Raw genomic sequence first — 14309 nt, 5'->3', positions numbered from 1 at the left:
AAATATGGAAAACGAAAATAATAACGCACAGCACTTTCTCGATTTAATTCAGAAATCACGAAAGGGAAAGTTTAAAATCTACATTGGGATGAGCGCCGGTGTGGGCAAGACTTTCCGTATGCTTCAGGAAGCGCATTCGTTATTGAAGAACGGAATCGATGTAAAAATCGGTTATATCGAAACACATCGTCGAAAGGAAACGCATGAATTATTAACTGGTCTGCCGATTATTCCGAGGCGAACTATTTTTTACAAAGGGAAGGAACTCGAAGAACTTGACGTTCAGGCGATCATCAACCTTAGACCAGAAGTAGTTATAGTTGATGAATTGGCGCATACCAACATAGAAGGAAGCAAAAATGAAAAACGCTGGCAGGATGTTCTGGAAATTCTTGAAGCAGGAATTAATGTGATTTCGGCTGTAAATATTCAGCATATTGAGAGTTTAAATGAAGACGTAAAACGCATTACAGGAATTGACGTTCAGGAAAGGATTCCGGATAATGTTTTGCGCCTGGCCGATGAAGTGGTGAATATCGATTTGACCTCGGAAGATTTGATTGCGCGTTTAAAAGAAGGAAAAATTTACACGGCAGATAAGATCCAGACTGCTTTGGCAAATTTCTTTAAATCGGAACAAATTCTGCAATTGCGTGAATTGGCTTTGAAGGAAGTCGCTAGCCAAGTGGTTCGGAAAGTTGAAAATGAAGTGCCTCAGCTGCATGCTTTACGCCATGAAAAACTGTTAGCTTGTATTAGCAGTAATGATAAAACAGCTAAAATTGTGATTCGGAAAGCAGCTCGCCTGGCCAGTTATTATAACGGAAGCTGGTATGTTTTGTATGTTGAAACACCACAAGAAAGCACTACAAGAATTGCACTCGATAAACAAAGACATTTAATTAATAACTTTAAACTTGCTGTTCAGCTTGGCGCAGAAGTTATTAAAGTAGAAAATTCGAATATATCCAATGCGATTTTGACAGCTGTAGAAGAAAAACAAATTACAACTGTCTGTATAGGAAAACCGCATTTGAATTTATTTAAAGTAATTTTGTCTACAACAATTTTCAGGCGTTTGCTAAATAAATTGTCTTTATCAAACGTTGATCTTGTGATACTGTCTTAATCGTAAAATGTAAAAAGTGAGAGGCCAGATGTTCGTTTCACATTTTACAAATAACATTTTACACAAAAAATATGAGAATTAAAACCAAATTGAATCTGGGTGTTGGATTATTATTTTTAATGATCATCATTCTCTCGTTAGTGAGTGCTTATGCTGTATTTTTGATTAAGCAGGACACGGAGAATATTCTGAAATCGAATTATAATACGCTCGAATATTCCCGAAATATGATTTCTGCTTTGGATATAATTAAATTGGGTTCGAAAGAAACGATTCAGAATTTTGAGGAAAATCTAGAGAAACAAACCCATAATATTACAGAACCAGGCGAAAAACAAGCAACTGAAAAACTAAAAGAAAGTTTTGCTCTTCTCGCTAAAAACAATTCTGACGAAACTGTAAAAGGACAAATCCGTCAGGATATTTTTGCGATTATGAAGCTGAATCTGGATGCCATCAAACAAAAAAGTGACATTGCAAAAAAAACTGCAGAAACGTCCAATTTTTCCATTGCTATTGTGGGGACTTTATGTTTTTTAATTGCTTTTAATTTATTGGTCAATCTGCCAAATAACATTGCAAATCCGATTAGGGAATTAACGCTGAGTATTAAGGAAATTGCGAATAAAAATTATTCTGAACGTGTTCATTTTACAAGTCATAGCGAATTTGGAGATCTTGCCAAATCATTTAATACAATGGCACAAAAGCTCGAAGAATATCACGACAGCAATGTGTATAAACTTCTTTTTGAGAAAAAACGACTGGAAACGCTTATCAATAATATGAACGATCCGATTATTGGTTTGGACAATGAAGAAATTGTTTTGTTTGCAAATGACGAAGCGCTGAAAATTATCGGTTTAAAATCGGAAGATATAATTGGAAAAACTGCATCTGAATTAGCGAATACAAATGATCTGATTCGTTCCTTAATTTTAAAAGAAACTAATGGAAATTCAAAGAAACAACCTTTGAAAATTTTCGCTAATGCTAAAGAAAGTTATTTCGAAAAAGAAACTATTAACATTACAATAACGCCAACGGGCGAAGAAAAAGAGATCAACATTGGCGAGGTTATTATACTTAGAAATATCACACTTTTTAAAGAACTGGATTTTGCCAAAACGAATTTCATCGCAACAGTTTCGCACGAATTAAAAACGCCGATTGCTTCTATAAAATTGAGTTTACAATTGCTCGAGAATTCCAAAACGGGCGATATGAACGAAGATCAAAAACAACTGATTGAAAGTATTAAAGATGATAGTCAGCGATTATTGAAAATTACTGGTGAATTACTCAATTTATCGCAATTGGAAACCGGGAATATTCAGCTAAATATTGAAAAAAGCAATCCGTATGCAATTGTGAATTATGCTGCAGAAGCTGTAAAAGTCCAAGCCGATCAAAAACAAATTCAATTAATTATTAATGCAGATGAAAATTTAAAAGACGTAAAAGCCGATGCCGAAAAAACGGGCTGGGTTTTGATTAATTATCTGTCGAATGCGATTCGATATTCAGCTGAAAAAAGCACTATTCTCATTAAATTAAAAGAAGAAAACAATCAGATCGTTTTTCAGGTTATTGATACCGGAAAAGGAATTGAACCAAGATACAAAGACAAGGTTTTTGATAAATATTTCCAGATTCCCGGAAGTCAGAAATCGGGAACAGGATTGGGTTTAGCAATTAGTAAAGAATTTATCGAAGCTCAAAACGGGAGCGTTGGTGTAGAAAGCAATTTAGGATTGGGGAGTACATTTTGGTTTACGTTGAAAGTGTGAATTATTTAACATGATTTTGAAAATAAATCTTTAATTTTGAGTGTCAAAAGAATTTAATATGGACATGGCAGCTCAAATAAAAGAAAATTTGATCTCAAGAATTAGAGATTCTAAAGACATGAATTTTTTAAAAGCTCTTCAAACTATTTTTGATTCTTCAGAACAGTCATTGTATGAATTAACTGCTGAGCAACAATCTTCTATCGAAACAAGCCGAAATCAGATGCAAAAAGGAGAGTTTCATAAAAATGAAGATGTAATTTCAGAAATGAAAGAATGGCTAAAAAAGAAATAGTTTGGTCCGATCTTGCTAAACTTGAGCTTTCTAATGTTCTGGAATTTTATGTTCTCAGAAATGAAAATTCGGATTATAGCTTAAAAATTCTTGAAGAAGTTGAAGATTTATTAGAAAACGCTATCTAATAATGAATTGATTGGAAGACTTACTTCTAACAAAACTACTCGTGTTATTCCAATGAAAATCTATTTACTCTTCTATGAAATCAATAATGATCGAATAGAGATTATATCGTTTTGGGATAATCGTCAGAGTGAAGAAAAGAGAAAAGTAAAAGTTTCTTAAAACTTCAAATTTATTATATGCTTAAACAAAAATGCCCTGCTAAAAACAAGGCATTTCATATTCAATTTATTCTGGTATGTTATTCTTTTGGCTTTGTCAAATAATAAACCGGAATACCAATTAACATAATTAAAATTCCCCAGCCACAAGTCGAAAATTTTGTGATTAGCAATGAAACACTAATTGCCGATGCTAAAACAATATAGAGTAATGGTAAAAACGGATATCCAAATGCTTTATAAGGTCTTTCTGCATCCGGCATTTTTTTACGTAATATGAAGATTCCGTAAATGGTCAGGATATAAAAAATCAGAACGATAATAATTACAAAGTCCAGTAAAGCACCGTATTTTCCGGTAAGACACAAAGCCGAAGCCCAGACACATTGCGCCCAAAGTGCCCATGAAGGAACACTAAATTCATTAAGAACAGCTGCTTTTTTAAAGAACAAACCGTCCTTTGCCATGGTATAATACACCCTCGCACCCGCCATAATCAATCCGTTGTTGCAGGCAAAAGTCGAAATCATAATCATGATCGCAATAACTAAAGTTCCGATATCTCCAAAAATATACTGAGAGGCTACTACTGCTACCCTGTCTGATTTTGCAGTTGCTATTTCGTCCATTGGTATCACAGCCAGATACATCAGGTTTGTCAAAACATAAATAATGGTAACAATAAAAGTTCCTAAAAATAAACTCAAACCTACGTTACGTTTTGGATTTTTAATTTCTCCTGCAATAAAAGTAACCCCAACCCAGGCATCGCTCGAAAATAATGATCCTACCATGGCGGCTGAAATTCCGGTAATCAGGGCCTTTCCGCTGATAGGAAGCCACGAGCCATTTTCAGGAACATAACTGCGCGGTGTCCAGGCATCAGCCCAATTGGCATCCCAAACAGAGGCTTTTGCTGCAAGCGTTAATCCAAAAACGATTAGACCTAATAATGACAATATTTTAATAATGGTGAGAACGGTCTGAAGGACTTTTCCATTTTTTACACCCCTGCTATTAATAAAAGTTAGCAAAACTATAGTAACGATGGATACAATCTGAGCTGCATTCAGTTTAAAATCCCCTAATTCAAACAATATATTTTCATCGCTGAAAGGTTCATAAAGATAAGCTGCAAACTTTGAGAAAGCTACACCAACGGCAGCAATTGTACCGGTTTGAATCACGGCAAAAAAGCTCCAGCCATATAAAAAGGCAATCAGTTTATTGTATGCTTCCTTCAGATATACATATTGTCCTCCGGCATTTGGGAACATCGAACTCAGCTCACCATAACTTACAGCAGCAATAATAGTAATTAGTCCTGAAATCAGCCAAATCAGTGTCAGCCATCCTGCTGAACCTACTTGTCTGGCGATATCGGCGCTCACGATAAATATTCCGGAGCCAATCATAGAACCTACTACAAGCATGGTTCCATCTAATAATCCGAGTTCTCTTTTAAAATTTTCCTGGTTATTTTCCTGCATTATTTTTGGTTTTTGGTTGGTTAAAGATATACTTTTTTTAGAAATTTCAGAGTATCGAAAACTTTTTTGGGCGTGTCCCTCCGGGTCGGGTTTTCGGCTATATCTTTTACACTGCTTCGCCGGTAAAAGGATGCCGCCTCTACCCCTCACGCAAATTCGGTTTTTACAAGAACATCAGAATTATAATTTAAATTATGCAAAACCATAAAAAACTCAAAACAACTACAAATAAATCAATTACAAAGAGCAGCATTACCTTATAAAATTTAACAAGAAAAAAAAGAAATACGTTAAACGGATTTCTTTTTTTATTAAATTTATGTAGCTATTAATTGACAATACATTTTAATTAGCCCGAAAAAACTAAAAACAACAGTAAACAGGTTACGTAGTACGCAGACAGAATTTAATATAAACCAAAAATTCCAAAGTTATGTTTCAGGTTGTTTTTCTAAAAAATCTACGCTTTACTAACGGTTACATTCTGTTGTCAATTGTATTTATTTCTTGTGCTTTACTAATTTGTGTGAACCTTTTTACAATCAAAATATTATCTGCCAACAGAGCTTATATCAACGGTGAATCTCATTATTCAAAAGGACAAAAAGATGCTTCCCGACATCTTATACATTATGTCTTTACACAAGATGATCATAAATGGAGATTGTTTCAGGAAGAGTTAAAAGTACCACAAAGTGCCCGCATTGCCAGAGAAACATTAGTGAAATTTGGTGACAGTGAAATAGCCCGAAAGGCATTAGTTACGGGAAGAAACCATCCGGAAGATCTGGATGACATAATTTGGTTATTTGAAAACTTTAAGCAGGTTTCTTTTTTATCAAAAGCCATTAATGAATGGGAAGAAGGCGACGAACTAATTGTTAAGTTGTCTGAAATTGGTAAAGAAATTAATACCAAAATCAATAGTAAGGTTTTAAGTCGGACTGATCAGATAAAATTCCTTGAGGAAATTGGTTCTATTAGCGACAAATTAACTATTAATGAGCGTAATTTTTCAAACATTATTAGTGATGGAACCCGTAAAATTAAAAACTCTCTCATTATTACAAATATCATTTTCACATTGATTATTGTATGCAGTGTTAGCTTTTATTATTCAATAATGGTAAAAAGATTATTAGCTTCAAAGAAAGAAGCCGAAGCCAAAAATGAAAATCTGATATTAGTCAATCACGAATTGGATCGTTTTGTTTATAGTGCTTCGCATGATTTGCGATCTCCAATAACGTCATTAAAGGGCTTAATTGAAATTACACAGCTGGAAGATGATATCGTTCAGATAAAAGAGTACTTAGGTTTAATGTATCAAAGTCTTGTCAGGCAGGATCAATTTATTAGCGACATTATTGATTACTCAAAAAACAAACGAAAACAAATCATTATTGAACCTGTAAGCCTGAAAGAAATATTTGATGAAGAAATTTCACAACTAATGCACATCGAAAATGCAAACCGAATAATTTTCAAACAGGACATATTAGCAGACCAAATTCAGAGTGACCGCTTACGTTTAAAAATTATTATCAGCAATTTGCTTTCCAATGCTATAAAATATGCCGATACAAGTAAAGAGGAGATGATTATCTCAATCAACACTTACAATCAAGATGACCTTACCAAAATCGAAATCACTGATAACGGAATTGGAATCAAAAATGAATTTAAAGAACACATTTTCGAAATGTATTTCGGAACAAACAAAAATAAAGGATCGGGTTTAGGCCTTTATATTGTAAAAGAAGCAGTTGAAAATATCAGAGGAAATATTTCTTTGATTTCAGAAAGTAACATCGGTAGTACATTTACGCTAACAATCCCGAACAATTATGGAATTTAAACCTTTATTTTTATTAATTGAAGACAATTTAATCGACCAGATTGTCACTCAGCAATTACTCAAAAAAGTATTTCATGTTGAGGAAATTATTATTGCTAATAACGGGAAAGAAGGTATTGAATGGCTTCAGGACAATAAAACAAATCGCCCCTTTATTATTTTGCTTGACATTCAAATGCCTATTATGAATGGTTATGAATTTTTAGAAGAATTTCACAAACTTAGTGAAGAAATAAAAGATGAGGTTCAAATTTATGTACTCTCATCAACTTTGGATTCAGCTGAAATTGCTTTTATAAAAGAAAATCAATATGTAATCGACTTATTCAGCAAACCGTTTCCGGTTGAAGAATTCAAAAACCGATTTTTGACACTATTCTAAAACACGATTTACCTGCGAAAAAGCTCTTTCGTAATAAGGCTCTTTAATTGAAGAAATGATAACTCCTCCATGTGTTGAGGAATGAACGAATTTAATTTCTCCATCCACAACCTCTACCACCATTCCAACGTGATTGATTTGGTGCCTTCCATTAGTTTTAAAGAAAATTAAATCTCCTTTTTGAGCTTCTTCTGTCTCTACTTTTGTGCCAATCCGGGATTGTTCTATTGAACTTCTTGGCAGCTTAATATCAAAATTCCCAAAGGTAGAATACATTAATCCAGAGCAATCAAAACCTGCTTTTGTTGTTCCTCCTGAACGATAACGGGTACCTATATTTTCAGTAGCATTTATAACCAGTTGATCAACTAACTCCGAATGGTTACTAACCCTTATTACTGTTGAAGAATCTTTTTTAATGGAGGTATTATCTGCTACCTGAACAGGTGAATTTGTTATATCTTTTGTTTCCTGAATCGGTTTTGAAGCATTCAGGGTATCGGCTTTTTCTTTTGAAGTAAGAATCTTCAAAGTGTATCCAATAGGTAATTTGCTTTTGATTTCGGGATTCTGTTTTTCCAATTCAGCTACCGTAATTCCGAATTCTTTGGCGATAGCATATTTTGTTTCTTTTGGCATCACTTCCCTTGAAACTTCAACCAATTCTGATTGAGTGTTTTCAGCCGGTTTCTGTATAACTGAATTTCCTTGGGAAGGAACAACAATTTGCTGCCCTATTTTTAGCCCTTCTGTTTCCAGCGAAGGATTTGCTTTTTTCAGATCTTCAACAGAAACTTTATATTTTTTGGATATACCCCAAAGTGTTTCTTTTGCCAAAACTTCATGTGAAGTTGGATTTATCTGAGTAACGGATTGATTGGTTTTTATTTCCTGAGATGGATTAGAATTGGGAATCAATAAAACCGAATTTAATTTTAAAATTTTCGGTACATCAGGATTGGCATTTGCAATATCTTTTGGCTTAACTCCATATTTCTTAGCAATATTGTAAAGGTTATCACCTTTTGAAATAGTATGTTTGATATAATTATCCTGAGAAAAAGCACTTACACTAAAAAGCAAAAATATAAAGACAAATCTGAAAATCATTATTTGGGGAATTTTAATTTTCTACACTAATTCCTTTCTTAATTTTAAACTCAAAAAAGAAAGTTTTATTACCAAAAAAGCGAATTTAACTTTTTAAAGTAAAAAAAACACTTTTTTTAACAACAAATTTATGTCAAATTGCTTCCACAAAAAGGTTTCCATGCCTAACTCAAAGTTATTGTGTTAGTTATAAATTTATTAGAAAATCATAAAATTTAAAATAAAAGTTGTGTTGAAAACCGGAGTCTTAGCCCGGATGGAAGCGGCATCCTTTTGTCCCGATAGTTATCGGGACAAAAGATATAGCGGACAGCCGGATTAGCTTCTAATAAAAAACGCCCTGTTTTCACAGAGCGTTCTTTACTATTATCAAAATTTAAGATTAAGCTTTACCGGCAGCAATTAAGTTTAATGCAGAACCTGCAACAAACCAGCCAATCTGACCTGCATTGTAAGTATGGTTTGCCAAAATAATATCTTTTGAACCATCTGCATGAACAAATTCTAATGTTAACGGTTTTCCCGGAGCAAACTCAGTTAAATCAGTAAAGTTGATTGTGTCATTTTCCTGAATTTTATCGTAATCTGCTTCGTTAGAAAAAGTTAATCCTAAAAGACCTTGCTTTTTAAGGTTTGTTTCGTGGATACGGGCGAAAGATTTTACTAATACTGCTTTGACTCCCAAGAAACGTGGTTCCATAGCAGCGTGCTCACGAGAAGAACCTTCTCCATAATTATGATCTCCAACAACAATTGACGGAACTCCTGCCGCTTTGTAGGCACGTGCTACTGCAGGAACAGCATCATATTGTCCTGTCAATTGATTTTTTACCGAGTTGGTTTTTTGGTTGAATGCATTTACGGCACCAATCAGCATGTTGTTCGAAATATTATCTAAGTGTCCACGGAAACGCAGCCAGGGTCCTGCCATCGAAATATGGTCGGTTGTACATTTTCCGAATGCTTTGATTAGTAATTTAGCACCTGTAATATTTTTACCATCCCATGCATCAAACGGAGCTAATAACTGCAAACGCTCTGAAGTAGGGCTAACAACTACCTGAACTCCTGAACCGTCTTCGGCAGGAGCCTGAAATCCCGGATCTTCGGCATAAAAACCTTTTTCAGGCAATTCATCTCCTGTTGGTTCATCAAGCATTACTTCTTCGCCATCTTCGTTAATTAATTTGTCCGTCAACGGATTAAATCCTAAATCACCGGCAATAGCTAAAGCTGTTACAAGCTCTGGAGAACCTACAAAAGCTAAAGTATTCGGGTTACCATCTGCACGTTTTGAGAAATTACGGTTGAAAGAGTGAACGATTGTGTTTCTTTCTTCCTTCTCTGCTCCTTCCCTGTCCCACATACCAATACAAGGTCCGCAGGCGTTAGCAAAAACTGTTGCGCCAATTTTATTAAAAGTATCGATAAATCCATCTCTTTCGATTGTAGAACGAACGACTTCAGATCCCGGAGTGATTGTAAATTCGGCTTTTGTTTTTAAGTTTTTCTCTGAAACCTGTTTTGCCAAAGAAGCTGCACGAGAAATATCTTCGTAAGATGAGTTGGTACAAGAACCAATTAAACCAACCTGAATTTGTAATGGCCAGTTGTTTTTGATTGCCTCTTCTTTCATCTTAGAAATTGGAGTAGCCAAGTCCGGAGTAAAAGGTCCGTTTAAATGCGGTTCTAATTCAGATAAATTGATTTCGATAACCTGATCAAAATATTTTTCAGGGTCAGCATAAACTTCCTGGTCTCCAGTTAGATAAGGAGCTATTTTATCTGCAGCATCTGCAACATCAGCTCTGTTTGTAGAACGCAGGTAACGGCTCATAGAATCGTCATATCCGAAAGTTGAAGTTGTAGCTCCAATTTCGGCTCCCATGTTACAAATAGTACCCTTACCAGTACAGGACATAGCCGTTGCACCTTCTCCAAAATATTCAACAATCGCTCCGGTACCGCCTTTCACAGTTAAAATTCCGGCAACTTTTAAAATAACATCTTTAGGAGCTGTCCAGCCTGATAATTTGCCGGTTAATTTTACTCCAATTAATTTAGGAAATTTCAATTCCCACGCCATACCAGACATAACATCTACAGCATCAGCTCCACCAACACCAATGGCTACCATTCCTAAACCTCCTGCATTTACAGTATGAGAATCCGTACCAATCATCATTCCGCCCGGAAATGCATAATTCTCCAGTACTACCTGGTGAATAATTCCGGCTCCGGGTTTCCAAAAGCCGATGCCATATTTATTAGAAACTGACGACAAGAAGTCGAAAACTTCATTACTTTGTGTTTTTGCCCTTGCCAAATCGGTTGCAGCATCTACTTTTGCCTGAATCAGGTGATCACAGTGTACTGTTGTTGGAACAGCAACTGTTTTCTTTCCGGCGTGCATAAATTGCAATAATGCCATTTGTGCTGTAGCGTCCTGACAGGCTACACGATCCGGGGCAAAGTCAACATAATCAACTCCTCTTCCAAACGCTTTGGTTGGATTTCCATCCCAAAGGTGGTTGTACAAAATTTTCTCTGTTAAAGTAAGTGGACGACCAACAATCTGACGTGCTGCATCAACACGACCGGGCATGTTATCATACACTTTTTTAATCATTTCTATATCAAAAGCCATATTTATATATTAATTATGTTAGTGTAAATCAGCTTAAATTTAAGGATTTTATTATGGTTTATGCTAAAATAATTGTTAATACTATTATTTAAAACTATTCTATTTTTCCTGAAAGGCAGTAAATTGAAAATCAATCTAATATAATTATTTAGCCTTTATAATAACCTATTGCAATTGCACCTTCTACCTTAGAAATTTGATTTAGCAAATCATGCAACGGTAATCCAGCAGAGATAGAAGCTTTAATCCGCAGCGAGGAACGAATGAATACTATACTCGAATAGCACAATGCTTAGCAGCTCAAAATATAAATAAAAAGAGGCAACCTATTACTAGATTGCCTCGCTTAGAAATTATGAAATTCTTACTATTATAATTTAGTAGAAATTGGTTTGAATTTTGTTAAGTTGATACCTTCAACCGAAGCTTTATACTCTTCGATAGATGGCATTCTTCCTAAAATTGCAGAAAGTACAACTACTGGCGTTGATGCTAATAAAGATTCTCCTTTTTTACCATCTCTATCCTCTACTACACGTCCTTGGAACAAACGAGTTGAAGTAGCTAATACAGTATCTCCTTTTTCAGCTTTTTCCTGGTTACCCATACATAAGTTACAACCAGGACGCTCTAAATACATAATGTTTTCGTATTCTGTACGTGCTGTTGATTTAGGTAAGGCATCTGAGAATTCGAAACCTGAATATTTTTGTAACATTTCCCAATCACCTTCAGCTTTTAATTCGTCGATGATGTTATACGTAGGAGCTGCAACTACTAAAGGTGCGTTGAATTTAACTTCCCCATTTTGTTTTTCAACATTACGTAACATTTGAGAAACAATTTTTAAATCGTCTTTATGAACCATGCAAGAACCTACGAAACCTAAATCTACTTTTTTATCTGTTCCATAGAAAGATAATTCGCGAATAGTATCGTGTGTATAACGTTTAGAAACATCAACATTGTTAACGTCCGGGTCAGCAATCATTGGTTCCTCTATTAAACCTAAATCGATAACAACTTCAGCATAGTATTTTGCATTATCATCTGGAGTTAAAGCTGGTTTAGCACCTGTTTTAATTTCCTCGATACGTTTGTTTGCTTTATCAATTAAACCTTGTAAAACTTGGTTTTTGTTGTCCATACCTTTATCAATCATGATTTGGATACGAGACTTAGCAATTTCTAACGATTGAATTAATGTTTCGTCCTGAGAAATACAGATAGAAGCTTTCGCTTTCATTTCTGCAGTCCAGTCTGTAAATGTAAACGCCTGGTCAGCTAATAAAGTTCCGATATGAACCTCAATAATACGACCTTGGAAAACGTTCTCACCATCAAATTGCTTCAACATTTGAGATTGCGTCGCATGAACTACATCACGGAAATCCATGTGTTGTTTCATCTCACCTTTAAAAGTAACTTTTACAGATTCTGGAATTGGCATAGAAGCTTCACCTGTTGCTAAAGCTAAAGCTACAGTTCCTGAATCGGCACCGAAAGCAACCCCTTTAGACATACGTGTATGTGAATCTCCACCGATGATAATTGCCCACTCATCAATTGTAATATCATTTAACACTTTGTGAATAACATCCGTCATTGAATGATATTCACCTTTAGGATCTCTCGCTGTAATAACACCGAAATCATTCATGAACTTCATTAATTTAGGAATATTAGCTTGCGCTTTTTTGTCCCAAACTGAAGCTGTGTGACATCCTGATTGGTAAGCACCATCAACAACTGGAGAAATAACTGTAGCAGCCATCGACTCTAATTCTTGAGCAGTCATCAAGCCTGTAGTATCTTGAGAACCTACGATGTTAACTTTCACACGTACATCTGATCCCGCATATAATGTTTTACCTGGAGTTACACCAACTGCATTTTTGTTGAAGATTTTTTCAACAGCAGTTAATCCTTGACCTTCTATAGAAACTTCTTTAGCTGGTGCAAATACTGTTGGAGCAGTAACTCCTAAAGTTTGTGCAGCAAATGTTTGGATTTTTTTACCAAAAACGATAGCATAAGATCCACCCGCTTTGATAAACTCTAATTTTTGAGGAGTGAAAGATTTAGAAATATCTTTTAATTCTTTCTCACCGTTGTATAATTTTTTAGTTTTTGTATTGATTGTTAATACAGTTCCTGTAGCTACAGAATAAACTTCTTCTAAAACAGGATCACCAGCTTCGTTACGAACTACGTTTCCTTCTGCATCTGTTTTCTTTACCCAGTTTTGTAAGTCGATACCGATACCACCCGTGACGTCTACAGTAGTTAAGAAGATAGGAGAGATTCCGTTAGTACCTGCTACAATTGGAGCAATGTTCACGAAAGGAATGTATGGAGATGCTTGCTTACCAGTCCATAAAGCTACGTTGTTTACACCTGACATACGAGAAGATCCAACTCCCATTGTTCCTTTTTCAGCGATTAACATAACAGAAGCATCTGGATGCTGTGCTTGCAATGCTTTAATTTCTGCCTGAGCTTCAGGAGTGATCATACATTTTCCATGTAATTCACGGTCAGAACGAGAGTGTGCCTGGTTACCCGGAGATAATAAATCAGTAGAGATATCACCTTCTGCAGCGATGTAAGTAACCACTTTAATTTCTTCAGCAACTTCTGGTAATTTTGTAAAAAAATCAGCTTTTGCGTAGCTTTCTAAAATTTCTTTTGCAACTGTGTTACCAGCGCTGTAAGCTTCTGCTAAACGAGCTGTATCAGCATCGTATAAATAAACTTGAGTTTTTAAAACTTCAGCCGCTTGTTTCGCAATTGCAGCCTCATTACCCAAAGCTAAATCAAGGAGTACTTCAATAGAAGGTCCCCCTTTCATATGTGATAATAATTCGAAGGCAAAAGCAGGTGTAATTTCTTTTACTTCAGATTCACCAAGAATGATTTCTTTTAAAAACTTAGCTTTCTCACCAGCAGCACTAGTGGTTCCAGGCAAAGTGTTGTAAATAAAAAACTTAAGAGAGTCCTCTCTGTATTCATTATTTAAATCTTTAATTTGCGCAATGATTTCGCTTAGTAATTCAGCACCATCAATTGGCTTCGGATGAAGACCCTGGGCTTTTCTTTCTTCAATCTCTTGAATGTAATCCTTGTAAATATTCATAATAGAAGTCTTTATAAACTAGGTATTTTTATTTTTTGTTCGCAAATTTAGGAATTAAAGCTGAGAATTAAAAAAAATATAACAGATGTCCCTTTTTCAAAAATTATTATTGCAAAATAATGATTTTCAACCTTCTTTGTTGTCAAAAATTTAATTTTTCATTTAAATAATAAATTATCAATAAT

The 14309-nt window shown here is 35.0% G+C and carries 10 protein-coding genes; 6 read left to right on the top strand and 4 right to left on the bottom strand.

Translation table 11 applies throughout. From position 1 onward, the window contains the following. Positions 1–4 precede the first annotated feature (4 nt). The 4 genes from JE46_RS18570 (at position 5) to JE46_RS24405 (ending at position 3342) form a co-directional block, all read left to right on the top strand. Complete coding sequence (locus JE46_RS18570; RefSeq protein ID WP_031456781.1) at positions 5–1129, top strand: sensor protein KdpD; 1125 nt, start codon at positions 5–7, stop codon at positions 1127–1129. Between the two features lie 71 nt (positions 1130–1200). Next, entirely contained in the window at positions 1201–2919 is a 1719-nt protein-coding gene (locus JE46_RS18565) for a HAMP domain-containing sensor histidine kinase (RefSeq protein ID WP_031456780.1), read from the top strand. 40 nt (positions 2920–2959) lie between these two features. Continuing rightward, on the top strand, positions 2960–3214 hold the full coding sequence (locus tag JE46_RS18560; protein WP_244881900.1) for a hypothetical protein: 255 nt from the start codon (positions 2960–2962) through the stop codon (positions 3212–3214). Then, positions 3196–3342, top strand: coding sequence for a hypothetical protein (locus JE46_RS24405; RefSeq protein ID WP_209445162.1), 147 nt, complete (start codon positions 3196–3198; stop codon positions 3340–3342). The genes JE46_RS18560 and JE46_RS24405 overlap by 19 nt, the downstream gene beginning before the upstream one ends. Positions 3343–3581: 239 nt before the next feature. Here the strand turns inward: JE46_RS24405 and JE46_RS18550 are convergent, their stop codons facing one another. Next, complete coding sequence (locus tag JE46_RS18550; protein ID WP_031456778.1) at positions 3582–4991, bottom strand: APC family permease; 1410 nt, start codon at positions 4989–4991, stop codon at positions 3582–3584. A 433-nt stretch (positions 4992–5424) separates the two neighbouring features. On the opposite strand from JE46_RS18550, the gene JE46_RS18545 reads away from it, so the two are divergent. Both JE46_RS18545 and JE46_RS18540 read left to right on the top strand, forming a co-directional pair. Further along, positions 5425–6849 carry a sensor histidine kinase gene (locus JE46_RS18545; protein ID WP_031456777.1) on the top strand — a complete coding sequence of 475 codons (1425 nt, stop codon included), beginning with the start codon at positions 5425–5427 and terminating at the stop codon, positions 6847–6849. Further along, positions 6839–7231 carry a response regulator gene (locus tag JE46_RS18540; protein ID WP_031456776.1) on the top strand — a complete coding sequence of 131 codons (393 nt, stop codon included), beginning with the start codon at positions 6839–6841 and terminating at the stop codon, positions 7229–7231. Before JE46_RS18545 ends, JE46_RS18540 begins: the two co-directional genes overlap by 11 nt. Here JE46_RS18540 and JE46_RS18535 read toward each other — a convergent pair. The 3 genes from JE46_RS18535 to JE46_RS18525 form a co-directional block, all read right to left on the bottom strand. Continuing rightward, the gene (locus tag JE46_RS18535; protein ID WP_031456775.1) at positions 7223–8341 is read right to left on the bottom strand and encodes a C40 family peptidase; all 1119 of its coding nucleotides are present in this window, start codon (positions 8339–8341) and stop codon (positions 7223–7225) included. The two genes, JE46_RS18540 and JE46_RS18535, sit on opposite strands and share 9 nt — an antisense overlap. 382 nt (positions 8342–8723) lie before the next feature. Further along, positions 8724–10988 carry an aconitate hydratase gene (locus tag JE46_RS18530; RefSeq protein WP_031456774.1) on the bottom strand — a complete coding sequence of 755 codons (2265 nt, stop codon included), beginning with the start codon at positions 10986–10988 and terminating at the stop codon, positions 8724–8726. 370 nt (positions 10989–11358) lie between these two features. Further along, positions 11359–14124 carry a bifunctional aconitate hydratase 2/2-methylisocitrate dehydratase gene (locus JE46_RS18525; RefSeq protein ID WP_031456773.1) on the bottom strand — a complete coding sequence of 922 codons (2766 nt, stop codon included), beginning with the start codon at positions 14122–14124 and terminating at the stop codon, positions 11359–11361. Between the last annotated feature and the right edge of the window lie 185 nt (positions 14125–14309).

The sequence above is a fragment of the Flavobacterium chungangense LMG 26729 genome (genome assembly GCF_000735715.2).
GTDB lineage: Bacteria > Bacteroidota > Bacteroidia > Flavobacteriales > Flavobacteriaceae > Flavobacterium > Flavobacterium chungangense.
Note: the sequence above shows the minus strand (reverse complement) of the source record. Positions and strands in the feature narration are given on the sequence as shown.

Coding starts and splice junctions, on each gene's coding strand:
- JE46_RS18530 (WP_031456774.1), bottom strand. CDS start 10,988: ATGGCTTTTGATATAGAAATGATTAAAAAAGTGTATGATAACATGCCC.
- JE46_RS18540 (WP_031456776.1), top strand. CDS start 6,839: ATGGAATTTAAACCTTTATTTTTATTAATTGAAGACAATTTAATCGAC.
- JE46_RS18550 (WP_031456778.1), bottom strand. CDS start 4,991: ATGCAGGAAAATAACCAGGAAAATTTTAAAAGAGAACTCGGATTATTA.
- JE46_RS24405 (WP_209445162.1), top strand. CDS start 3,196: ATGGCTAAAAAAGAAATAGTTTGGTCCGATCTTGCTAAACTTGAGCTT.
- JE46_RS18570 (WP_031456781.1), top strand. CDS start 5: ATGGAAAACGAAAATAATAACGCACAGCACTTTCTCGATTTAATTCAG.
- JE46_RS18565 (WP_031456780.1), top strand. CDS start 1,201: ATGAGAATTAAAACCAAATTGAATCTGGGTGTTGGATTATTATTTTTA.
- JE46_RS18525 (WP_031456773.1), bottom strand. CDS start 14,124: ATGAATATTTACAAGGATTACATTCAAGAGATTGAAGAAAGAAAAGCC.
- JE46_RS18545 (WP_031456777.1), top strand. CDS start 5,425: ATGTTTCAGGTTGTTTTTCTAAAAAATCTACGCTTTACTAACGGTTAC.
- JE46_RS18535 (WP_031456775.1), bottom strand. CDS start 8,341: ATGATTTTCAGATTTGTCTTTATATTTTTGCTTTTTAGTGTAAGTGCT.